The 21,193-nt window shown below is 66.9% G+C and carries 23 protein-coding genes; 9 read left to right on the top strand and 14 right to left on the bottom strand.

Going from position 1 to position 21,193, the window contains the following annotated elements:
- On the top strand, positions 1-212 hold a 212-nt coding region (locus ACWEN0_RS49165; RefSeq protein ID WP_451988657.1), incomplete at its 5' end, for a helix-turn-helix domain-containing protein.
- 7 nt (positions 213-219) lie between these two features.
- Here ACWEN0_RS49165 and ACWEN0_RS49160 read toward each other — a convergent pair.
- From ACWEN0_RS49160 to ACWEN0_RS49145, 4 genes are all read right to left on the bottom strand, one after another.
- The gene (locus ACWEN0_RS49160; protein WP_451988656.1) at positions 220-693 is read right to left on the bottom strand and encodes an SRPBCC family protein; all 474 of its coding nucleotides are present in this window, start codon (positions 691-693) and stop codon (positions 220-222) included.
- A gap of 60 nt (positions 694-753) precedes the next feature.
- Positions 754-897 (bottom strand): hypothetical protein, encoded by a 144-nt coding sequence (locus ACWEN0_RS49155; protein ID WP_451988655.1) that lies wholly within the window; start codon positions 895-897, stop codon positions 754-756.
- Between the two features lie 294 nt (positions 898-1,191).
- Positions 1,192-1,872 carry a GPR1/FUN34/YaaH family transporter gene (locus tag ACWEN0_RS49150; protein ID WP_451988654.1) on the bottom strand — a complete coding sequence of 227 codons (681 nt, stop codon included), beginning with the start codon at positions 1,870-1,872 and terminating at the stop codon, positions 1,192-1,194.
- Positions 1,873-1,980: 108 nt separating this feature from the next.
- Entirely contained in the window at positions 1,981-2,376 is a 396-nt protein-coding gene (locus ACWEN0_RS49145) for an STAS domain-containing protein (RefSeq protein WP_451988653.1), read from the bottom strand.
- Positions 2,377-2,746: 370 nt separating this feature from the next.
- Between ACWEN0_RS49145 and ACWEN0_RS49140 the strand changes: the two genes are divergently transcribed.
- Complete coding sequence (locus tag ACWEN0_RS49140) at positions 2,747-3,583, top strand: alpha/beta fold hydrolase (protein WP_451988652.1); 837 nt, start codon at positions 2,747-2,749, stop codon at positions 3,581-3,583.
- Between the two features lie 535 nt (positions 3,584-4,118).
- Here ACWEN0_RS49140 and ACWEN0_RS49135 read toward each other — a convergent pair.
- On the bottom strand, positions 4,119-5,084 hold the full coding sequence (locus ACWEN0_RS49135) for an L-dopachrome tautomerase-related protein (RefSeq protein WP_451988651.1): 966 nt from the start codon (positions 5,082-5,084) through the stop codon (positions 4,119-4,121).
- Positions 5,085-5,093: 9 nt separating this feature from the next.
- Entirely contained in the window at positions 5,094-5,225 is a 132-nt protein-coding gene (locus ACWEN0_RS49130) for a hypothetical protein (protein ID WP_451988650.1), read from the bottom strand.
- Between the two features lie 1,163 nt (positions 5,226-6,388).
- Here ACWEN0_RS49130 and ACWEN0_RS49125 point away from each other — a divergent pair.
- The 3 genes from ACWEN0_RS49125 (at position 6,389) to ACWEN0_RS49115 (ending at position 9,785) form a co-directional block, all read left to right on the top strand.
- Positions 6,389-6,994, top strand: a complete 606-nt coding sequence (locus tag ACWEN0_RS49125) for an RNA polymerase sigma factor (protein WP_451988649.1) — start codon at positions 6,389-6,391, stop codon at positions 6,992-6,994.
- 206 nt (positions 6,995-7,200) lie between these two features.
- Positions 7,201-7,743, top strand: a complete 543-nt coding sequence (locus tag ACWEN0_RS49120) for a hypothetical protein (RefSeq protein ID WP_451988648.1) — start codon at positions 7,201-7,203, stop codon at positions 7,741-7,743.
- Positions 7,744-8,357: 614 nt separating this feature from the next.
- A complete protein-coding gene (locus ACWEN0_RS49115) occupies positions 8,358-9,785 on the top strand; it encodes an MFS transporter (RefSeq protein WP_451988647.1) in 1,428 nt (475 codons plus the stop codon).
- A gap of 34 nt (positions 9,786-9,819) precedes the next feature.
- Here ACWEN0_RS49115 and ACWEN0_RS49110 read toward each other — a convergent pair whose 3' ends face one another.
- Positions 9,820-10,227 carry a hypothetical protein gene (locus tag ACWEN0_RS49110; RefSeq protein ID WP_451988646.1) on the bottom strand — a complete coding sequence of 136 codons (408 nt, stop codon included), beginning with the start codon at positions 10,225-10,227 and terminating at the stop codon, positions 9,820-9,822.
- A gap of 147 nt (positions 10,228-10,374) precedes the next feature.
- Between ACWEN0_RS49110 and ACWEN0_RS49105 the strand changes: the two genes are divergently transcribed.
- Positions 10,375-11,121 (top strand): ATP-binding protein, encoded by a 747-nt coding sequence (locus ACWEN0_RS49105; RefSeq protein ID WP_451988645.1) that lies wholly within the window; start codon positions 10,375-10,377, stop codon positions 11,119-11,121.
- Positions 11,122-11,158: 37 nt separating this feature from the next.
- On the opposite strand, the gene ACWEN0_RS49100 is transcribed toward ACWEN0_RS49105, so the two are convergent.
- Genes ACWEN0_RS49100 through ACWEN0_RS49080 form a run of 5 tightly spaced genes read right to left on the bottom strand, consistent with a single transcriptional unit; the run spans position 11,159 to position 14,999 of the window.
- The gene (locus tag ACWEN0_RS49100; protein WP_451988644.1) at positions 11,159-11,659 is read right to left on the bottom strand and encodes a hypothetical protein; all 501 of its coding nucleotides are present in this window, start codon (positions 11,657-11,659) and stop codon (positions 11,159-11,161) included.
- Between the two features lies 1 nt (position 11,660).
- Positions 11,661-13,004 carry a molybdopterin-dependent oxidoreductase gene (locus ACWEN0_RS49095; RefSeq protein WP_451988643.1) on the bottom strand — a complete coding sequence of 448 codons (1,344 nt, stop codon included), beginning with the start codon at positions 13,002-13,004 and terminating at the stop codon, positions 11,661-11,663.
- The gene (locus tag ACWEN0_RS49090) at positions 13,001-13,681 is read right to left on the bottom strand and encodes a class I SAM-dependent methyltransferase (protein ID WP_451988642.1); all 681 of its coding nucleotides are present in this window, start codon (positions 13,679-13,681) and stop codon (positions 13,001-13,003) included. Before ACWEN0_RS49090 ends, ACWEN0_RS49095 begins: the two co-directional genes overlap by 4 nt.
- Positions 13,678-14,346, bottom strand: a complete 669-nt coding sequence (locus tag ACWEN0_RS49085; RefSeq protein ID WP_451988641.1) for a TIGR04282 family arsenosugar biosynthesis glycosyltransferase — start codon at positions 14,344-14,346, stop codon at positions 13,678-13,680. The genes ACWEN0_RS49090 and ACWEN0_RS49085 overlap by 4 nt, the downstream gene beginning before the upstream one ends.
- Positions 14,331-14,999: a glycosyltransferase family 2 protein gene (locus ACWEN0_RS49080; RefSeq protein WP_451988640.1), complete on the bottom strand. Its 669-nt coding sequence runs from the start codon at positions 14,997-14,999 to the stop codon at positions 14,331-14,333. Before ACWEN0_RS49080 ends, ACWEN0_RS49085 begins: the two co-directional genes overlap by 16 nt.
- A 580-nt stretch (positions 15,000-15,579) precedes the next feature.
- Between ACWEN0_RS49080 and ACWEN0_RS49075 the strand changes: the two genes are divergently transcribed.
- The gene (locus ACWEN0_RS49075; protein ID WP_451988639.1) at positions 15,580-16,029 is read left to right on the top strand and encodes an SPW repeat domain-containing protein; all 450 of its coding nucleotides are present in this window, start codon (positions 15,580-15,582) and stop codon (positions 16,027-16,029) included.
- Between the two features lie 459 nt (positions 16,030-16,488).
- Here ACWEN0_RS49075 and ACWEN0_RS49070 read toward each other — a convergent pair whose 3' ends face one another.
- A complete protein-coding gene (locus tag ACWEN0_RS49070) occupies positions 16,489-17,448 on the bottom strand; it encodes an IS481 family transposase (protein WP_451988638.1) in 960 nt (319 codons plus the stop codon).
- An 874-nt stretch (positions 17,449-18,322) separates the two neighbouring features.
- The gene (locus tag ACWEN0_RS49065) at positions 18,323-18,826 is read right to left on the bottom strand and encodes an STAS domain-containing protein (RefSeq protein ID WP_451988637.1); all 504 of its coding nucleotides are present in this window, start codon (positions 18,824-18,826) and stop codon (positions 18,323-18,325) included.
- Between the two features lie 333 nt (positions 18,827-19,159).
- On the opposite strand from ACWEN0_RS49065, the gene ACWEN0_RS49060 reads away from it, so the two are divergent.
- Together ACWEN0_RS49060 and ACWEN0_RS49055 are read left to right on the top strand one after the other, a co-directional pair.
- A complete protein-coding gene (locus ACWEN0_RS49060; protein ID WP_451988636.1) occupies positions 19,160-19,534 on the top strand; it encodes a hypothetical protein in 375 nt (124 codons plus the stop codon).
- 1,329 nt (positions 19,535-20,863) lie between these two features.
- Entirely contained in the window at positions 20,864-21,157 is a 294-nt protein-coding gene (locus tag ACWEN0_RS49055; protein WP_451988635.1) for an alcohol dehydrogenase catalytic domain-containing protein, read from the top strand.
- Positions 21,158-21,193: the final 36 nt, after the last annotated feature.

Below are 21,193 nucleotides of genomic sequence, written 5' to 3'. Positions count from 1 at the left end.
CGGCGGCCGAGCCGCCGGCGTTGACCGAACGCGAACGCGACATCGGGCGGCTGTTCGTCGCCGGGCACACCTACAAGGAGATCGGCGAGCAGCTGCACATCTCCGGCAAAACCGTCGAACACCACATGGTCCGCATCCGCGCCAAGCTCGGGGTTTCCGACCGTCGTACCCTCGCGACATTGCTGGGCGGCATGCTGGGCGAGGCGAGCTGAAACCGGTTCACTCGACGGTGCGGGCGAGGATGCCGAGGGTCGCCCGCAGTGCGGACTCGGGGATGATCGGGAAGTCGATCTTGTCCTGGTAGCGGGGCTCGATTTCGCTCCAGTCGTAGTAGGACGTCACGTGGGTCCCGGTCCCGGTCCCGGTCCCGTCCGGCTCGAGCCGGTAGCCGTAGAGGTGGCGGATGGGCGGCTGGATGGTGCCGGAGATCGTCCACTCCAGCAGAGCGTCTTGCTCGTATTTCGTGATGATGACGGTGACGTCGTATTTGCCCATCGGCAGGTCGTTGAGGGCTTCGCGGTCCATGTGAACGATGAACTCGTCACCAGTCCGGCGGACCGGCTCGCCGTCAGCGGATTGCAGCATGCCGGAGCTGTCGATGGACACGTGCCCGCGCGGGTCGCACAGAAGGGCGAAGACCCTCGTCGGCGGGGACGCGATCCGGCGGCTGACCTCGAACCGTTGCATTGTCATGGGTTCGAGCCTGCCACGGGCCGGTCCTGCTCGCGGGGTGGATCGGGCGGCGGCGCTCGGTCAGTGTGATGAGGGCGGGGTGAAGCGGCACCCGCCGTCCAGCAGCACGCGGGTCGGAGCGGCGAGCTGGTCGGCGAGCGGCCTGACGTCGGTTTTCCCGGAGGAGAGCGCGTTGATCGCCGGGCCTACGGTGGTGACGGTCACCGGCGTGCTTACGCCGGTCACAGCGTCCCGGATGCGGGACGGGATGTTGGAGCTCGGTACTGATACGCAGGAGTGCCCGACCGTCGACAATCGCGGGCCCTGATCGCCGCACGGGTCGGGAGCTGGCCCGGCGTCTCCTTCGCCTTTGGTGACCGACCGCCCAGATCACGTGGCCGGCGTGTGCGCCTGCTCGATCGGCGAGTTCGTTGCGGTGCACCCGTACCTGGTTGCCGCTGATCGGCGTCGTGATCGGACCCCGCGCAAGCGGGCGGCGTGCGAGTTCGCACCATCGGCTCACAGCTGATTGCGCACTCCCGGTTCGTGCGGCAGACGGGAGTGTTGGGTGTGGAGGTCTTCTTCGATGGCACGCTTCGCCGTACCGCGGCGGAGGATCGGCAGAACAGTTCGCTGCCCCAAGTCTTCGACGACGAACGCGGTGCCGGCGTAGAACGCGAGGGCGAACAGAGCGAACGCCACCACCCCGTTCGCGGTCTGCAGCTCGTGTGGTGCGCCCAGCTGGTACGCCGCCGCGAGACCTGCCCTCGTCGCAGACACCGTGAGAACTGCGCCCAGCAAAGCCTTGCCGAGGAAGCCGACCACGATCAGCGGGATCAGCATGATCGTGAACGCGGCGAGGAACAAGCCAGTGGCCGTGTTGGTTTGTTCCGCGGGCGAGACGATGTGGACCGCGCCCAGACCGAGCCAGGAGGCCGCGAACAAGGCGAGAGCAGTCGCTGCGCCGGTGTCCCGGCTCAGGTAGGCCAGCACCGCGGCAAGGAACTCCAACGGGAAGACGAAACCGGCCAGCAGGATCCCGGCTGTCCGCACCTGGTCGCCGGTGAGCAGTCCCAGCCCTATCCCGCCGAGCACCACCATGCCGACGCCGAAGCAGAAGAAGCCCAGCGGTAAAGGGTTGCCGTAGGGACGGACGACAACGGCCGTCGCCCGGCGGTCGCTCGAACCGTACTCGGACATGGTCAGCGGAGTACCCCCGTGAGCCGGTTCAAAACGCCGGCCACGCGCGTGGAAGACCAACGTGTTGGTAGGTCCGCTGTGCAAATAGCTCGCCCGGCACAGGGGTCGCTAAGCCGCTAAAATCGCAGTCGGAGCGTCGTCGGACAGGCTGTCCATTGCTGCGTCGAGTGTGCGGTGAAGTGTGAGCTCGGACCACAGCCCGTTGACAATGATCGCGCGCAAAACGGTCCGGTGATTGCTGACGATCGCGCAGGGCACCGCCGCCGATCGGGCGGCGACCTTCGTATCAAGCAAGGCTCGCAGGATCGCGACCGAACAGAAGGTCACCACAGTCAGGTCCACGATCATGGCGGCAGCCGAGTTGAGCCCCGTGGTGAGATGCTGTCGTAGATCATCGACTACCGTGGCGTCGAGTTCACCGGAGACGGTGATGACCGTGGTGTCGTCGAGTTCGCGAGCCGTAATGGTCACCCTGCCGGGAACCGGGATGGCAGAATCCTGCATGATCGGCCTCCTTCGGCGAGCAGGAGGCCATTGGTCGGGCGTGGACACTGTGCGCCGGCCTCCGCTCGGTGCGGCTGTGCCCGAACACTGACGGGGATGGCGGCTGTCCGACTGAACCGATACAAAATGAGCCTACGCTCGCAAGGCCCGTTCGGCGCAAGATGACAGATGCATTTGACGCTGAACGGGTGAGCTTCGATGTCGAACACGTGAGCAAGCCGATTGATGACCGCGCACCGGAGCGCACAGCGGTGCCCTGGGAGGTTAGTCAGCTGCGGCGGGGGTAGCCACGCTGGAAGCCGTCAGTGCCCGTGCCAGGCAGTGCAACCGCAAACCAGAGCATCACAACAGCATTCATCATGGAGCGCAGATGACCGAGATCACCGCCCACCACGGGCTGTTCCGCAACACCAAGCTGCACGTCGACGACACCGGAGGCCAGGGACCTCCTGTCGTGCTGATCCACGGCTGGCCGCTGTCGGGAGCGTCGTGGAAGTACCAGATCCCCGCATTGGCCGAAGCCGGACGCCGTGTCGTCACCTACGATCGCCGCGGCTTCGGGCGCAGCGACAAGCCACTGCTGAAGTACAGCTACGACACCTTGGCCGAGGATCTGCACGTCCTTCTGACCGAGTTGGACCTGCGCGGCGTGACGCTGGTCGGGTTCTCGATGGGCGGAGGCGAAGTCGCCCGCTACGTTGCCACCTACGGTCCGGAGCGGTTAAGCAGCATCGTCTTCGCATCGTCGGTGACGCCGTACATGATGCAGTCGGACGAGAATCCCGAGGGGCCGTTGACGAAGAAGCAAGCGGCTGACATGGGCGCTTCTCTAACCAAGAACCAAGACGCGTTTTACGATGGTTTCGTCACGGAGTTCTTCTCCGCTGGTGGCGAGGTGAAGGTCACCGACGCGCAGTGGCGCGAAGCGCGCGACATGTGCGACGAGGCCGATAAGAAAGCAGCCTTGACCTGCATGACGTTGTTCGGCACCACGGACTTCCGTGACGACTTAGCGAAGATCACCGTTCCGACGCTCGTCCTGCACGGCGACAGCGATGCCACCGTCCCGTTCGCCGGATCCGGTGCCCGCACGCATGCCGCGGTTCCCGGCAGCAAGCTGCACCTCGTCACGGGAGGACCGCATGGCGTCAACGTCAGCCACACCGGGGAATGGAACCGTGCACTATTGAATTTCCTCGGCAGCTAGCCGGCTCTGCTCAACGCACGCGAAGGTCAGGCAAGGCCCTTTGCCGCGATCGGTTGCTCGTCTATTGCCTCGCTAAGCCGTAGCAGCGCGGTAAGGCAGGTCAAGATCACCTCTTACTTGCGCCGGCAACGGTCGCCGACTTCGCATGCACGCCTGGGCCGAAACGGTCGCTGTGATGTCCTTGGTACCCGGTTTCCCGTCCCGCGGCTTGTATCGGACTCGGTGGTCCAAAGGCGACGTCTGGCGTCGCGGTAGTGGTTATGCTCAGCGCTGTGGCGCGTCTGGTCGCCACGGGCGGCTCCGGACACAGCGGCCGTGGCCACGGGTCAAAGATCACCGCAGCCCCACGCGCTCACGTTCCGACACCAGACATCAGCCGATTGTGCTGCTCCACACCGCGGCCGGCAGCGACCGGGATGGCGTAGGTTCCGTTGTTAGCGCGTAATGCAGGCCGTGAAGGGCAGACCGGGTCCGTTTCCGGAGCTGGATATCGCGTAGCAATCCGCGACGTCATCGACGTCGTCGCGCGACCGAGTCATCGCAGGGTGATGGGGCCGGCGTCGATCGGGGTGCGGAACAGAAAGTACGGATACTGGCGCTCGTCTTTGCCGCCGCGGTACTTGTCCTGGCGATGGAGCTGGTTCGACGTGACGTAGAGGTGGCCGTCGGCAGCGCCGGACATGGTGTCCGGCCACAACAGCCGCGGATCGTGGACGACGGTTTCCCAGTTGCCGTCCGGGTGACGGCGATGGATAGCGTTGTGTTCACCGTCGGTGACGTAGAGGCGCCCCTGATCGTCGGTTTCCATGCCGTCGCCAGCCGATCCTTTGTCGCCTTCGTCGACGACGGTGGCCGCAACTTCCTCGTCGTCGCGTTCCCGGTCGACCAAAGCGTCGACGGACACGCTCCACCAGCGTCGCGTCGCCAGGCAGCAGTAGTAGAGCCGCGTGCCGTCTCCGCTGATGGCGATACCGTCGGCCCCCATCTTGACCGGATTGGTGGAGCCGTCCGCGCCCCGTTCCAGGAACTCCCGGCCTTCGACCACCATCCGCAGATCGGGTGGTGTGTGAGCCTTTGTGCTCCGGTGTTCGTGCAAGCGCCGCCACGACTCGCCGGTGTCGAGATCGACCACAATGAGCCCGTTCGGTCCTTGGTCGGACGAATCGGTGATGAATCCGAAGCCCGCTGTTCCGCGACGCAGGTCGAAGCGGACGTCGTTGAGGTAGGTCGTCGGCAGGGCGACATCTTCGGGAAAGAGGATCGCCTGGACGACTTCGTCGCGGTCTAGGTCAATGCAAACAAGTTTCGGGCCGCCGTGGCCGGTCGGCTGGAACCCGGGGCTGCCGGTGTCGAGGATCCAGAGCCGGTCGGCGGGGTCGACGACGATGCTCTGGACGGACACCAGTGCGTTCGGATCGCTTCGGCCGTCGCAGTCGTTCAACGCCTGATTCGGGTACGCGACGAGTTCACCGTCACGGATCTCCGCGACGGTGAACTGCACATCGTCACCCTACTTCGGGAAGTTGACGAAAATGCGGCCGCCCCGGGACACGCTGATGCCCGTGGGCATGGGCCCGAAGAACTCGTGCATCACCTCCAGGTCACCGATCGGCTGGTCGATGACCGGGTGTTCGCTCGCCATGGACGTGCCTTCCGTCAGAGAGCTATTAGTGAGCGGCGTGACGGCTCGAGGCTGCGCTGATAGCCCACACCGTGACATTGGCCTACCCAGCTCAGTGGCGACTACTCGTCTGCACACTGGTCGCGCCGCACTGGGGAAGGAACTGAGCACGATGTGGATAAGAGACTGGAGCCGGGACGCGTGACCCTCACCAGCGCCCAGCTGTGCTCGACCTCGTCACGGCCGCACCGAGCACGTGAGGCGCATACCCCCGTGCGCGGGTTCTGCACCTGTCCGAACCGCCGAGCCCGGTGCGTCCTGCATGGTCGTGACCTTGCTGCCGTCTGCTGGCTGTCTGGCGACCCGAGACCGGCGGAATCAGCATGGCGCGCGATCTGTGCGGTCGACGGACGTCGTGACGATGGATCGCGGTCGGTTTCGGGAATGAGGGTGACCCGGCCGGCCGACGTATCGGCCACGGCAGCTCCCTGCCAACCGTCGCCTCAACCGGGTCACCCTCGCGCAAGGCGACCGAAATTCGCGCGCACCCAGTGGGGGGTGGCTGATCCGCGCCCGGCCGCCCGAGTGGTTCTCAAGCGGACTTACCCCACGATGCTGAACCTAAACGCTTCGAGGGTGCCGGGCGCCCCGACCCAGGCCGTTCGCGGACTTGTCGTGCTGGTGCAGGTAATGGCGACGAGGTGGTTTCGACGTTGTCGGCGAGCATCCGCGTCGAGTCATCCGGGAGCGGGCGCCCGCGCCCGCCCAGGACGAGGAGCCTAACGCTCGAAGGCGGCTGCAGGGTTTTCCCCGCGGTGCGGTCGACTGTGTTCTCGCGACGCAGATCCCTGTTCCTCCCAAATGAACGAAGTGAGCAGATGGCAAGGCAAAGGTTTACTGGAGGCAAAGTGCGGAGCCGGGTCATACCGGCTGAAATCCGGGATCGCGGGCACGGACGTCGTCGATCGGAGAGATTGACAGCTGACGAACGGGATTGCGGGAACCACCACTGCCGCCCGCGGGGTTTCGCGGCGGCACCGCGTGCACCATGATGTCGCGGGGCTGGGCGTCGGGCGTCGGCAAACAGAGGGTGGGTGAAGAAGCTGGTGTCATTCCGGCACGGTGGCGACGGACGGGGTGTCCTGGGGCGTCCGCCCGGGACAAAGCGGCCGGAACCTGTGGCTATGAGCCCGTCGGCTGCGCTGAACGCCGCTCGAGACGGCGACGACGATGCGTTTCGCGTGGTGTACCGGGCCGTCCAACCGGGTCTGCTGCGGTACTTGCGGGTCCTGGTCGGTGACGACGCCGAAGATGTCGCCTCGGAGGCCTGGCTGCAGGTGGTGCGGGACCTCGGGAAGTTCCGCGGCGACTTGGACGGTTTTCGCGGCTGGACCGCAACGATCGCTCGGCACCGAGCTATCGATCACCTGCGGAACCTGCGTCGACGCCCGGTGGCTGCGGAGCGTGTCGAAGAGCTCGCCGACGTACCCGGACGAGAGGACACCGCCGGTTCGGCTTTCGACGCGATCGGCACGGACGCCGCGCTGGCGTTGATCGCGAAACTTCCTCGTGATCAGGCTGAAGCAGTCATGCTGCGGGCTGTCATGGGGCTCGACGCGCCCACCGCGGCCAAGGTGCTGGGCAAGCGACCTGGCGCCGTACGGACCGCTGCATACCGAGGCCTGCGCACCCTGGCCGAGCACCTGCCACCGCCCGAAGGACACCGAAGTCGCAGGTCAGAAGCAGGTGTGACAGAAATGAAGGCGTCGACGCTGAAGGAGGTGAGATGAGCACAAACCGTTCACGACGACTCGACCGGCGAACCGCCGAGGAGATCCTCGACGGCTCACGGGCCGGGCGCGACCACGCACTGAACGCTTTGCTTGCCACCGCGGCCAGGGCGGCAACTGAAGCTGAACTGCGTGGGGAGCACGCTGCTGTCGCGGCGTTCCGGGCCGCTCGTCTTGCTCCTGCCCCTCGACCCCGGAGACGTCGGATGATCAAGACAGCGCTGGCGAGACTGGTCACGGCCAGACTCGCGGTGGCGGCCGCAGCCGCGACCGTGGTGACCGCAGGGGGAGTCGCCGCAGTCGCGGCGACCGGCAACTTGCCCGGCTCGCCAGACGATCACTCCGTGACGGGACCGGCGACGACAGCTCCTTCGACCAAGCTGAGCGTGTCGACGACGGAGATGGCCGCGCCTTCCCATGGTGATGCGAAGAGCTCCAGCGCCGTGCCTCGCGGGACTCCATCTCCCTCGCAGGTCGGGCTGTGTGACGCCTACGTTGCCGGCGCCGGAACGGAACACGGGAAGGCCTTGGAGAGCCCGGCGTTCACCTTTCTGATCACCACGGCCGGCGGCACGGACAAGGTCGGCGCATACTGCGCGAACATCCGTGCCGACGCCGACTACGGCTCGAGCCACAATGAGGTCAACCCACCGGATGCCGGTAACCACGGCACTCCGTCTCACCCAACCGGCGGGAAGGGCGACGATCACCGGAACGTGCCCATCGTCACCAAACCCGCTCACCACTAGCGCGCGAGTTCTGTACGGGATTCCGGGAATGCCCAGTGGCAGGTGCGCGTGTGCCTCTTGAGGCAGGCCGCACCGTCGTGAGTGGAGAGACAGCCGATGAGGCTCGCTGGCTCCCCCACTCACAAACTCCGGGCGGTGACTCATCTTTCCCCCAGAGAGAGTCGTCGTCCGGGCAAGCGGGTGGCGGTCGCCCGCCTCACCCCCTCGGGGGCCGCCACCCGCGCCGGCACAGAATCGCCGCGGCCGGGCTTGCCGCGCGGGGTGACGGAAGCCGTTCACCTTGAGACTCGACAAATCCACCGTGCTCTGTCCATAGCCGGGCGGAAAGGTGACGGTCCCGCCGTCCGGCTACTTCGGCACATCCTCAACACACGTCCCGGCTAGCGCGACCTTGCTGGCTTACCGTCCGATGAACTCAACGATCAGTGAGCGCATCGACGCCTCTCGACGCTGATAGATCACTGCTCACGGAAATGCGGTTGGGACGGCACTATCTGCCCACCGTACTCGCGTCCGCCAAACCGACTAATCGGACTTCGTTCTCGCGGCCCAGGCCTCATGTGTGGATATGCGCGGGAGCGGGTAGGCGTTGTCCGGCGATAGGAGGTGGCGTCATGGCGGAATCAGCGCGATCGAGCGGCCGGCTGGCACTGGAGGACATCCGGATCACTGAGCCGGCCGTGATCAAACGTGCCGTCGGGGCGGCGGCGATCGGAAACATCACCGAGTGGTACGACTTCGGCGTCTACGGCTATCTCGCGACCACCATCCAGCGCGTCTTCTTCACGGATCTGCCGAGCGCGGCCGGGCAGATCGCCACCTTCGGTGTGTTCGCCGTGTCGTTTCTCATCCGTCCGTTCGGTGGGTTGATCTTCGGGCCCCTCGGCGACCGCATCGGACGCAAGCGCGTGCTGTCGTTGACGGTCATCCTCATGGCGCTGGGCACGTTCGGGCTCGGGGTCATCCCGAGCTACGGCGCGATCGGTATCGCCGCGCCGATGCTCGTGCTGCTTGCCCGGCTCCTGCAGGGCATCTCGACCGGCGGCGAGTACGGCAACGCCATGACCTTCATCGCCGAGTATGCGCCAGACCGGCGCCGCGGGTTCTTCGGCAGCTGGCTGGAGTTCGGCACCCTGACCGGGTATGCGTTCGGCGCAACGATCGCCACCGTGCTGGCCGCGGCGCTGCCCGGCTCGGCTCTGCTGTCCTGGGGATGGCGAATCCCCTTCTTGCTGGCTCTGCCCCTCGGCCTGGTGGGCCTCTACCTTCGCCAGCGCCTCGAGGAATCGCCGGCGTTCACCCAATTGGAGCAACATGAAGGAAATCGGCGTGCGGCCTCGGTCCGCGGCGAGGTCGCGACAGTTTTCGCGCGGTACTGGCCCGCGATGCTGGTGTGCGGGGGCTTGGTGCTCACGTGGAACGTAGCGAACTACATGCTGACCAGCTACATGCCGACGTACCTGACCGAGACGCTGCCGCACGAGGGTGGCGGGATCAGCGAGACGGCGTCGGAGATCCTGCAGATCGTCGTCCTCGTCCTGCTGATGGTGGTGATCACGTTCATCGGGCGGCTGTCGGACAAGGTCGGCAGGCGGCCGGTCGTGCTGGTCGGCTGCGTGGGTCTGGTCACACTGTCTTTGCCTGCGATCCTGCTGGTCAGGGCCGGTGGCGGGGTCGCGACGTTCTTCGGGCTCCTCCTGATGGGCTTGACCCTGGTGCTGTTCTCCGCCGTGCTGCCCTCGGCGCTGCCCGCGTTGTTCCCGACCCGCGTCCGGGCGGGTGGGCTCTCGATCGCCTTCAACATCTCGGTGTCGATCTTCGGAGGAACCACCGCGACCGTGATGAGTGCGCTGGTGGCCGGCACGGGTGACCTGAACTGGCCCGCCTACTACCTCATGATCGCCGGCGTGATCGGTGCGGTTTCGATCTACTTCGCGCGGGAGTCCGCGCGTAGGCCGTTGGAGGGTTCGGCGCCGACGGTGACCACAGAGCGCGAGGCGCAAGCCCTGGTCGACCTCGGCGACCGACGGAACGAACAGTGACGGCGTGCCGACTCGGTGGGCTCGGATCCCCTTCTCACGTGCTGCCCGGCTTGATCGGAACGGCGGACTGATCCGGCCTGCCGAGCGTCCGTTCCTGCGAGCGGCTGGCAGGGCGCCGTGTGCACGAGATGCCGGTGGCGAAGCAGGCCTCCGCTATATCCCGATCGGCCGTGATCACCTGCACCCGGCATCGGCAGCCGACTGCCCGCTGCAGCGCCCCACGGACCACTTCGGTCAGGCAGCGGCCGTTGATCTCGCACCTTCTGACGTCGAGGACGACCACGCCGGTGCACAGCTGACAGGCTTCCGTGAGTTCGTTGCCGAAGGCGTCCGGTGCGCGGCTCCCGACCGTCCCCGCCACCGTTACGAGGATGATGCCGTCCGCCACTGTGGTGCGGACGAGCAGCTTGGAGCCGGTCAGGAAATCGGTTACCGCCCTCATGCGCCCACCCGCTGATCGTTCCTTCCAAAGCCTGTTGCATGGGTACCCCCTTACGAGAGTCTTACCCGGCAGTGGCCACTTGTGTCCGCGGCGTCGGCGTATCGTCGGCAACTGGACTTCCACAGCTTGCTTGAAGGGAGGAGTGTCGTGGCACCCGGCGACGGTCTGGTTCTGACGTTTGAGCACGGCGTCCACGTGACGACGGCGACGGTCACCGGTGTTCTGGATCTGAAGACCTACCCGCTCCTGCGCGATGGCCTCCTCAAGACCGCGGCGGATGCCCCCGACGGGCTCATCGCCGACATCGAGCGGCTGCAGATTTCCGACGACACCTTGCTCAGTGTGTTCGCCCTGGTGGCCATGCGGGTGTCGGATTGGCCGGGGATCCCGTTCGCCATCGTGGCCGGGCGGCCCGACACCAGGGCGCGCTTGGCAGCGCGATCAGTCGACCGGTTCGTCTCCGTGCACCCCGACCAGGCCGGCGCGGAAGCCGGACTGGCCAGGCCTCCTCGGCGGCGTGCCACCAAGCTGCTGGCGCGGTCGCCGCACATCTCCTCGGTAGCCCGAGCGTTCGTGGACCGGACCTGCGCGGATTGGTCGCTCGGTGACCTGGTCCAAGACGCCCAGATGGTCGCCACCGAACTGGTCGACAACGCGATGCTGCACACCGACGCGGATCCGCAGCTCCGTCTCGAACTGTGCAACGGTCACCTCACGATTGCTGTTTCCGACGACAATCCGCGCGCAGCAGTTCTGCGTGAGCGGCTCACCGCTCTCGAACCCGGCCTCGGCCTGCGTCTGGTGGCCCAGATCGCCAAGGTCTGGGGCAGTAGTCGAGCCTGGTCGGGAGGCAAGACCGTGTGGGCGGTCCTGCCCAGGGCGAGCGGTTGCTGAGTGCCCCGTCGGAGCCCGCTCGTCGCGCGGAACACGGTCAGTGGTTTCTCCGCGTGTCGACGCGATGGTGGTGACCCAAGCGCAGCGCGTACAAGACGGCGCTGAGAATGAAGAACACCGCGGTGAGTAGCAGCCAGCGAGCGAGGAAGGGCTGCTGGTCCTGGCCGGTTGCGGCCACGTAGGTGTCTTCGCCTTGACGGATGATGCCGGGAAAGAACATCACGAACAGGAGTGTCGCGGCCAGCACGGGGATGCGGATGTGGTTCACCGCCGGCACCGCGGGACTGGTGTTCCGGCGTCGGCGAAGCGCGTGCGCGACAGTGGTCAAAGAACGGTCGGCGAGTGCGTAAACCGGAATCAGCAACAGGTCGTGGCCTATGACGGCGGCGAGGAACCAGCCGAGCATCACTGGCCATTGCGGACTGGCAGCGGACTTGAGGGTGGCGTACCCGGCCAGCGCGAAACAGGCCAGCAACGCCAGCAGGTGCAGTGGGTGAGCGCCGTAGAAGCGTGTGACACCGGAGAGGGCGGCCCGCATGTCAACGGCCCCGGAATTCGATGGCTTGGACCCATTTCGTGTTGTGCACTCCAGGAAGTGCCGGAACGATGATCCGCGCCGGGTAGCCGTGGTCCAGGGACAGATCCGTGCCGTTGACCCGTAATGCGAGCAGCGAGTCCGGATGCAGAGTCTGGTTCGCCTGGAGAGTCGCCTGGTTGAAGGCGCCCGTCCGCTCCAACGACCTGACGTGGGCGCCGCGGGGCGACGGAACGCCGGCAAGCGCGGCGAGATCCGCAAGCCGCACTCCGGTCCACGTCTGGACAGTGGACCATCCCTCGACGCAGGCGATCGGAAGGTCGACGGTGTGCTGGGGGAGCGCGGACAACATCGCCCGTTCGAGGAACACCGGCCTTGGCCCGCCGGCCAAGGCGAGCTGCCAGGCGCTGCCGGTTCCGGCTGGGCTGATCGCCGCGGCGGCCGCGGAGCGGTTGACCGGGAACCCGGCCGGGCCGTCGCCGGGTCGGCGTCCGCGCGGGAGGAGGAGCGCTGTGTAGCGCGTGACTCCTCCAATGCTCTGACCGACGGTGAGCAGAGCGATCAGCGCGGCGCCGCCGCCGACCAAGGCGAGCGCCCCGCGACGGCTCATGGACGCGGCGGCCGGACTGGCGGCGACGAGATCGCTGTCGGCACGTTCCGGCCGGGTGTTCTGGCGCGATGTGCGGAGTTCGGCGCGCAGCGAGCGCGGGCGCAGAGCCCGGATCGTCACCGGCAGTTTGATTGCGACGTGTGCCGCGAACGCGGCGAGGAAGATCCAGCCACCGTAGTAGTGCGCGGTGTAGAAGCTGAACCCGAAGAGGTAGTCGTACTGGATGTTGAGCAGCCCCGTGGCCGTTTCGAACAGGATCCCACCGACGAGCAGCAGAAGCGAGACCCGCTCGACGACCTGGGCGATCGACCGGGCTGGTGGCCACGTGAACAGTTTCGGCACCACCGACCAGAGCTTGGCCAGCACCACCGGGGTCAATACCAACCCGAGGCCGACGTGGAGGCCTTGGGTCAGTTGGTAGAGCCATGGGGGATCAGTCGGCCAGTCGAAGCCGGGTAGCCGCAACCAGCCGACGTCGGCGGGTAACGCCTGGCCGAACTGAGGGCCGTAAGCGAGGTAGGACAGCAACCCGGTGACGATCACGATGGGCAACGTTGTCAGCAGCACCGCGCCGAAGACCGCGGTGAGCCAGGGGCCACGCAGCGGGCTGCGCCACGTTCGGGTACGGCCCAGACCGGGTGGGCGGTGCCGGTCCAAAGCGCGCCAAAGCCGAGCGGGGAACCCGTACCGCTCCGCGCGGGTATCGGGCGCCCGGCCGTTGTTGTCCGCATTCGTCATGGTGCGCTCTCCGTCGTCGTGCCGGAGGGATTTGAGCTGACGGGCTCCAGCCGGGCGAACTGCCGATGTCTGCGCCGAGCCTGCTCTTGGATGTGCAGTCCAGCCGCGGTGGCGAGGGCCGGCAGTGCGTCGCTGCCGACCAACGCCCAGGGGAACCAGCCGTCGGCCGGATCACGTGGGTCGGGCCAGCGTGCCCGGCCGCGCCACAACCCCGGCCAGGACGGGCTCGTTTCCAGCACGACTGCCCCACCCGGACGCAGAAGCGAAGCCGCCCGGATCAGGAGCCGGACAGGATCGCCGCCGATCCCGATGTTGCCGTCGGCGAGCAGGACGCGCTGCCAGGTGCCCTCGGCCGGAAGCGCGTCGAACACGTCGGCCTGCAACGCCGGTGCGCGGCGCTCGCGGCAGTAGCGCAGGGCCTTGGCGGACGAGTCGATGCCGAGCGCCGGAACACCTCGTTCCTGCAGGTCGGCGACCAGGCGTCCGGGGCCGCAACCAAGATCGAGGGTCGGGCCGACACAGTGGTCTAGCAGCCACCCGTCGGCGTGATCGGCGCGTCGATGCCACCGTCGGGTGTCGTACCGGAGCCGACGTCCGTCGTCGAGGTGCAGCCACGAAGATGAGCCGGTCAGGGCCGGGTCGAATGCCGAGCCGAGTGCCGTGCCGGCCCCGCTCACCGGATGTCCCGCACGGCTGCCGCGAAGCGCGATCCCGGGAGTGTGGCCGCCACTGTACGCGCGTCGTCATAGGTGTCCACATCGGAAAGCCGGGGGAGCGGGCACACGGTCAACCCGCTGGTGCGCAAGGCCAGCAGCGTGCGCTTTCCGGTGTCAGCGCGCGAAGTCGGAACGTGGGCGATCGATGCGGCGCGCAGCGGATCGCGTAGGCCCAGCAGCCACCAGCCGCCGTCCTCGGCGAACCCGAGCGCCGCGTCCACGCCCGGTGCCGCCAGACTGCGCCTGCAACCGTCCAACAGCGACGGTGTGACCTGGGGAGTGTCCATCCCGATCTGGAGCACCGCCTGGCCGGGGAACAGAACAGCCGCGTCGCGATGAGCGGCGGCGATCCGTTCACCGAGGCCGGTCCCGCGCTGCCGCACCACCGGCACGCCGTCCACGATCTGCCGTAGCCGCGGCCCGGCCTCCGCGTCCGCGAGATCTCCGGCCAGGGCAAGCACAGGCTGCGTCCCCGGCGTGGCCGCCACTGCAGCCAGCGTGTCCATCAATGACGCGGCGGCGACTCGTGCTGCCTGCAGCGGTGTCGCCGGCGGGCACAACCTGGTCTTCACCAGTCCCGTTTGCGGAGCCTTCGCCAGCACCAGCACGATCACCGGTGTGTCCATGTCCGGACCACCACCCCGGACATCCCGCAGGTGGCGCGGAGCGTGCCGCGCCACGATCCGGAGACTTTCGACCTACCGCCGAGCCGCTGGCCGTAGGCCACGTCCACCTCGGCGACGCTCCAGCCCGCGGCGGCGGCGCGCACCAGTAGTTCCAACGGATAGCCGAACGCGCGGTCGGTGACCCCGAGTTCGAGCAGCGCGCGCCGGTTGGTGACCCGCACCGGCGCGATGTCGTGCACCGGGAGGCCGCGTCGCCGAATCCACCAGGTCAGCAGCGCATTTGCCGCTCGCGTGTGCCGAGGCTGGGACCCGGCAACCGGTCGCCGCCTGCCGACGGCCAAGTCGGCCCGCCCGGCCAGGACCTCACGGGCCAGGACGGGCAAGATCGCGGCCGGAACGGACCCGTCCGCGTCGAGCACCGCGATCACGTCACTGCTCGCGTGTCGCACGCCGGCCTGGACCGCTGCGCCGTAGCCGCGGCACGGCTCCATCACCACCGACGCACCGAGGCGCCGCGCCACCTGCACGGTCGCATCGGTGGAGCCGTTGTCCACGACCAGCGCCCGGTAGCCCTCCGGCAGCGCACCCAGCACCGCCGGCAACGCCTCCGCTTCGTTCAGGCACGGCAGGATCACATCGATCGCATCGCTCACATCCGTAATTCGTCACGCTGTGCGTCAGGTATTGCTCTGGGGCACGGATAATTCCCCGATTTGTTAGCGGAGAAATCTCCGGAAAAGGGAGTTTAGCTTTCCGCGGAACGGGTACCCATCTCGCTTTTGTCGTTCGCGAAACACGGCCGTTGGCACGCGGATGGCCAGCTCGTCGTCGCGCTCTCGGTGGCCCCGCCGATCGTCGTGACTGAAGGGCACTCCTCTCTTGGACACGCACGTCGCCCGGCCCCCAGTGCGACGCCGGTGTTCGTCTGGCTGAACCGGATCGGGCTGGGCGCCGGTGCGCGGGCCTCGACGGGCCCGCTGGTGCACCACCTGATCTCGACGAACCGGTGAGCCGCCGCGAGTCGGATCTGGCGAGGCAGAATCAATCAGCTACCTGCTCCGGGCGCCCTGGCTCAAATTGTCACGCTCATGCCGGCCCCGCAGGGCGGGTCATCGTCGGTCGTATCGGCCGCGCTGACCGCTCTTGAGTCGCCTGCACCCGTGTTCTCGCCCCGTCGGCGTGGTCCGGATGGCCGGCCGGTTTGCCGAACCCGCAGGCGGGTATGCCGCGAGGGTGCAGGAAGGAGCCAAGGTCGTGCCGAAGATGTCGCCGAAGGATCGGCTCTTACGCGAAGAGAGGTTGCCGGCCGCGGTGGTGCTGCTTGCAGGCGTGTGGCTGATCATCGCGCCTTTCGCGCTGGACTACAGCCGTACGTTCGCCGGGATAGGTGGCTATTGGAACGACGTCGTGACCGGCGTCGTAGTCGCTACCGCGGCACTTTTTTGTGTGCTCGTCCCTCGCGTGGCGTCGCGGCTGGGCATGGTCGACGTCATAGCCGGCCTTTGGCTCATCATTGCTCCGTTCGCTCTCGGCTATCCGTCGGAAGGCCACCGCGATTGGGCTCGGGCCAACGACGTCGTCGTCGGGATCGTCGTTGCATTCTTCTCGGTGATCAGCGTGACCGTCGCCTTCCGTCGCGGGAGGGCAGGCGCGTATCGCTCCGTGAGCCGGGGTCGGACCTAGCTGTGGAGCGCGGAGACCTGGCAGATTCATGCCGGGTCGCCGGACGTCGTTGAGCGTAAGGACAGAGCCCGGCCCGCGAGGACGAGGTGGCACTGGTCGCGACCGTACGATCTCTTCTTGTTATTGGCAGGAGTTCGGAGGCCCTCAGTCCAAAGTAGCCGCAAGGCGGTCCTTGCTCGCCAAGACGGATGGGCTTGCCGACTCCCTGCTACGGCGGGTGTCCGAGCGAGTCATCGAGGGTAGGTGTACGCAAATCGCGCACTGGAGTGCGCCACGGGTGACCTTGTGAACTTCCTTCCCTTTGCTGATCGGAACCTCGTGCTCGGTAGTGCGTTCGACTCCTCCTCGCTGCGCTCTCGACGGGACGGTCGAGTGTTGCGCTGCTCCTCGAGGTGGTCGTGCGCACTGGGAAGAGTCCGGCGCAGGCGCGGCTCTTGCTGCGCGGGGGTGTTCGCGGCACTAGGTGTACTGCCCTGTGAGGTTGGGGACGCGGCTGACCGGTGGGCGGCCTGCGAGCGCGGTGTGTCCGCGGTGGTGATTGTAGATATGCATCCATCGCGGTAGCGCTGCCCGGCGTTCGGTGTCGGTGCGGTAGGGCTGGGCATAGGCCCATTCCTCCAGCAAGGTGCGGTTGAAGCGTTCGACTTTCCCGTTCGTTTGCGGCCGGTAGGGCCGGGTGCGTTTCGGGGCGATCGCCGCATCGTGCAGCGTGTCGCGCCAGAGACGGGAGCGGTAACAGGAGCCGTTGTCGGTCAGCACCCCTCGGACGGTGATGCCGTAACCGGCGAAGAACGCCTGCGCCCGGATCCAGAACGCAACCGCGGTTTCCCGGGTCTCATCGGCCAGGATCTCGGTGTAGGCCAGGCGGGAGTGATCGTCCACGGCGTTGTCCAGGTAGGCGTAGCCGTGGCCACGGCTGCCGCTGTTGCGGCGCCCGGCAGCGCGGCCGAGGACTTTGTGGCCGCCCCCGTCGGGGATGTTGCCCAGTTTCTTGATGTCCACGTGCACCAGGTCACCGGGCGCGGCGTGCTCGTAGCGGCGGACCGGCTGGCCGGTGACCCGATCGAGGTGGGTCAGCCGGGGCAGCCGGTAGCGGCGCAGGATCCGGTGCACTGTGGAGGGGTTCAAGCCCAGCAGGTAGGCGATCCGCGCGGGTCCCCACCGGCGGATCACCCGGACTTTGATGACCCGCCGCTCGGTCTCGGTGGGAGTCTGGTTGGGGCTGGTGCGAGGGCGGCTGGACCGGTCGGCCATGCCGGCTTCGCCGTGGTCGCGGTAGCGGTCGGCCCAGCGGGCGGCGGTGGAGACCGACACCTGGAACCGTTCCGCGGCCCTGCGCAGCGGCCAGCCGTCCTCGACGACACAACGGGCCAGGCGGAGTCTGCCGGTCGGGGTCAGGGGTGCGTTAGCGTGGGTCACGAGGGCCTCCGTTGATCGGTGTAGACGTCGCAATCCACACCGAACCCGGAGGCCCTCCCTTATGCCAAGATCATCCGGTCACGTGTCGCCACGATCGCAACCTCCCCGGACAGAACAACTAGGGCGTCGCCCGCCCCTGCCGTGTTCTTGTGGTCGAGGTTGAGCCGGGACGTCCTCGACATGCTGGACGACCGTGACAATGCGTCGTCGGGTATCCGAGCAAGTAGCCGAACAACGTTCGCCGTCGGCATTCCGGAGCCATCGCTGTCGCGCCGTTTCGCGCCGGGTAGCCGCAGGCATCGGCACGCCGGTGCCGGGCTTCGCGAACGTGGGGGTGGCTGTGTGGTGAGTGGAGCGATGCGTGGTCACCGGCAAACCACTGCAAAAACGGTTGTAGAATACAATAATTGCTGGGTGTCTCAATCAGGGAGGTGGCGTGGCGGGGTCACGTCGTCGGGAGCCACTTCTGGGTGGGTCCCGGAACCGAGAGCTGGCTGACTCCGAGTTTGCCCAGCTCGCTGGTGTTCCTCGCGGCAGTCTGGGTGGAGTTCGCGCCGTACGTTCTGCACTACTCATCCGCCGCGACGGTCCGGCGCTGATCGTGTCCCGGCTGCTCGGAGTCGTCCCGTTGTCGGGCGCCGCACTCGTGGTCGGCACGGTCACTGTGCGGTACGACCTAAGTACGGGTCGCAATGATGGGCGCAGGGCCCGGTCAACCCTGGCGCCGACTCCGGTGTGCGGAACGGTGGCCGCGTCGACACGTCCGGAGGATGACGAGTTCGGGTTGCAGCTGAAGAATCGTTGGTAGGTAGCGCGGCTGTGTGCGCGGGGTTGTGACGAGGTTCTGGTCGGCGTGGCGTCGGTGGCGCATCGATCAACAAGCGTCCCAGATCGCTTTCGCGCGGCTTACGAACTCGGCACGGCTGCTCGCGGCAATCGCTCTGGCCTGGGTCCTGTAGCAATCCAGGATCGCGTCGAAGCGGGTGGCGTGCAGAAACTCTCGCACCACGGGACGGTCACCGGTGACCACTCGCACGCGGCACAGTCCGGCGCTCTCGTGAACGGCGTGGACCGCCCTGACTCCGGCGACGGACAGGAACGATAGCCCGGTCAGGTCCAGGATCAGCACTTCGGGTGGGTGTTCGGCGGCGAACAACTGCGCGGCACCTTGCACCAGTTGCTGAGCCGTGCTCGCGTCGAGCTCGCCGTAGAGAAGGAGGATCACGCCGTGGGAGTCGCGCTCGGTCCGCGCGACGTTGAGGCGTGCCGGCTGGGACGATCCGGTCACGACCACCACTCCCTTGGCCTGACGGCTGAACTTTTCGTTGAGCTTTCGGTCATGGCGGAGCCACCCGCCCTGCATCACGTGTGCGGCCAAGCTGGACCGCGGGCTAGGTAATTACCCGGTCGGGTGATCGTGCAAACCGCCCAGGGCGAAGCCCCGACCTCGGTTGTCCGAGCCGGTTCGCTTTGCGTCCGCGGTAGTGCCTGTTGAGAACACACATGGTCGCCTGTTGTTCTGAGGTTTGGATCTTCATCGGCGGCCCGAAGCCACCTGCCCGGGCGACGGCCTGCAGGCGGAGGATGGACGCTGAGCACCGAAGTCGGCCGGCACGACGGCTTCTACTTCCGTCGCGGGTCATTTACCCAGAGTGAGAATGATTGTTCGTCAGGTGCTGTGACCGTTGTGACCGTGTACTAGGTTCTGCTCATGACCTTTTTCCGGTACCGCACGATCTCCGAGTACAACATCGCGCACAAGGCTGCTGCTCTGCCGGTCGATGTCGATGTGCGCAATGGGCTGCGGAGCTACACCGCCGCCGGCGCCGGTCTCGAGGACGACGTGCTGCGGCAGCCGGGCACCTGCACGATCGACTTCCTCCCGGGTGGTGCGCCGCTGCCTGGCCAAGCCGACCGGCTCGGGACGGTCGTGGCTACGAGATGGGGCCAGGGTCCGATCCTCGTTCTTGCGGCCGGTGTCTCGTTGCGGTCGGCATGGCAGGCCGTACTGGAGCGATGGCCGGTGACCCTGTCGGATGCGCGTGCCGCCGTGAGTGCCTTGCCGGCCTCTGAGGAGGCGAAGTAGTCCGACGGCGGCCGGATAGTGCCAACGTGCCTGTTCGTGCCGAGGCGCCAACCATGCGAGCACGATCTGCCGCGCCGATATTTCGTCCACGACGGCCATCTCAATCTCGAGACTGGCATCATCTCGAGTGGAAGGCCTTCCATCCCTCGAAGTGGTCAACCGGGCCTCTGTTTGAGGCCCTCGTTCTCAGGGTGCCGGCAGCCGACGTTCACCCGATCGGCGGACAACGAGGGTGACGGCTGATACGTATGCATGCGGTTACGCTATGTACGTTTTGGCGATCGCGAGAGGGGTTGTGCGAGTGGGCCCGGCGCGTTCGGCGCGCCGCCGGCGAAGCGGGCACGGGGGGAGTGGCCGATGCACTGGGAACAGCGCCGGGGGAGGTGTCGAGCCGGTTGATGTTCGCGGAGATAGAGCACGAGGTACGGCGGCTGAAACCCGAGACCGGCTGTGCCGCCGAGGCAGTCCGATGTCCAGGACAACCGCGATCTTCTGCGGTTTCACATCTCCGCTCCCTTCGGCGCCGAGACCTTGGAAGTTCTTGACGATGTCTCTGCGTACCTGCCGATCGAGCAAGGCCTCGAACATGCGGTGATAGGCGATGGACCTGCGTGAGGTTCGTCAAGAAACGAGGTGATGTGTTCGTACTTCGACGACCATGGCAGTCGTGGACGTAGTGTTCGAGCCGTGTGCGCGTTGCGTTCGCCGGCTCCGCTGGCGAGCGTCGATCAAGCTCGTCACCGACGACGGCGAAAGCGTGGAGTGCGTCGTCGAATCCGAGCATGTCAGTCAGAGCGCTGCGCGAGCATGGGTCGAGCGGAAACTGCCTCATGCGGTGTGCCCCTCCTGGCTGCGCGCAGCGGGAAGGCATGACGCGAGGCCGGCATTCGGCTGTGTGGTACGCGGGCGCGCGTTGGCCGGTCCGCTGTTGTCGACCTGGGAACGTGATCCGGGGGGCTCCACTATGGCGAGCGAACTGCATCGATGGTGAGGTGCGTTGGCGTCGGCTCTCCGGCGAGATGCACAGTTGATGAAGTCGGCGGCGACGCCGGAGCCTGCCTGGTATTGCCGCTCGAGTGGGTTCCGGTGACTGGCAAAAGAGCAGTGACATCCGAGACCTGAATGTACGCCGTCCGGAGTTGGCCGGTTGAGTGACAGAGAATCAGAGGAACAGGACGTCATCGCGTCACGAAAGTTGCGGGGGGTGGCGGCACGGGTGGGGGCGGCGATTCCTTTTCGTGGTGGCCGGGATCTACATGGTGGGAGGCGTGGGCCGCGTGGCGGACCGCGCCTCGATCATGTAGGCCGAGAAAGAAGGGCGGATCGCCGATGAGCGTTCCGGTCGCCATGCGCGCGCTGCAGCAGACTTCCTTGAAGGGCCCACAGGATATGCGCCTCATCTCCGATGCCCTGGTGCCGAGTCCCGGCCGAGGTGAGGTCTTGAGCCGCGTCACCGCCGCCGGTGTCAACTTCGCAGACATCTCGAAGGCTCGTGGCACGTTCCTCAACGGCCCGCGGCCGCCGTACCTGGCCGGCTTCGAAGCCGCCGGTGAGGTCGTCGCGGGGGGGGTGTCCCTATCTGGTTGTCAAGCCGCGGCGGGGGCTGGTTGGGGGTGTCGGTAGTGGGTGCCGTTGCGGAGCATGGCGTAGATGACGTCG

It is taken from the genome of Amycolatopsis sp. NPDC004378 (assembly GCF_053602455.1).
Note: the sequence above shows the minus strand (reverse complement) of the source record. Positions and strands in the feature narration are given on the sequence as shown.

Coding starts and splice junctions, on each gene's coding strand:
- ACWEN0_RS49160 (WP_451988656.1), bottom strand. CDS start 693: ATGACAATGCAACGGTTCGAGGTCAGCCGCCGGATCGCGTCCCCGCCG.
- ACWEN0_RS49150 (WP_451988654.1), bottom strand. CDS start 1,872: ATGTCCGAGTACGGTTCGAGCGACCGCCGGGCGACGGCCGTTGTCGTC.
- ACWEN0_RS49145 (WP_451988653.1), bottom strand. CDS start 2,376: ATGCAGGATTCTGCCATCCCGGTTCCCGGCAGGGTGACCATTACGGCT.
- ACWEN0_RS49140 (WP_451988652.1), top strand. CDS start 2,747: ATGACCGAGATCACCGCCCACCACGGGCTGTTCCGCAACACCAAGCTG.
- ACWEN0_RS49130 (WP_451988650.1), bottom strand. CDS start 5,225: ATGGCGAGCGAACACCCGGTCATCGACCAGCCGATCGGTGACCTGGAG.
- ACWEN0_RS49125 (WP_451988649.1), top strand. CDS start 6,389: ATGAGCCCGTCGGCTGCGCTGAACGCCGCTCGAGACGGCGACGACGAT.
- ACWEN0_RS49120 (WP_451988648.1), top strand. CDS start 7,201: ATGATCAAGACAGCGCTGGCGAGACTGGTCACGGCCAGACTCGCGGTG.
- ACWEN0_RS49115 (WP_451988647.1), top strand. CDS start 8,358: ATGGCGGAATCAGCGCGATCGAGCGGCCGGCTGGCACTGGAGGACATC.
- ACWEN0_RS49110 (WP_451988646.1), bottom strand. CDS start 10,227: ATGAGGGCGGTAACCGATTTCCTGACCGGCTCCAAGCTGCTCGTCCGC.
- ACWEN0_RS49100 (WP_451988644.1), bottom strand. CDS start 11,659: ATGCGGGCCGCCCTCTCCGGTGTCACACGCTTCTACGGCGCTCACCCA.
- ACWEN0_RS49095 (WP_451988643.1), bottom strand. CDS start 13,004: ATGACGAATGCGGACAACAACGGCCGGGCGCCCGATACCCGCGCGGAG.
- ACWEN0_RS49085 (WP_451988641.1), bottom strand. CDS start 14,346: ATGGACACACCGGTGATCGTGCTGGTGCTGGCGAAGGCTCCGCAAACG.
- ACWEN0_RS49060 (WP_451988636.1), top strand. CDS start 19,160: ATGACCTTTTTCCGGTACCGCACGATCTCCGAGTACAACATCGCGCAC.
- ACWEN0_RS49055 (WP_451988635.1), top strand. CDS start 20,864: ATGAGCGTTCCGGTCGCCATGCGCGCGCTGCAGCAGACTTCCTTGAAG.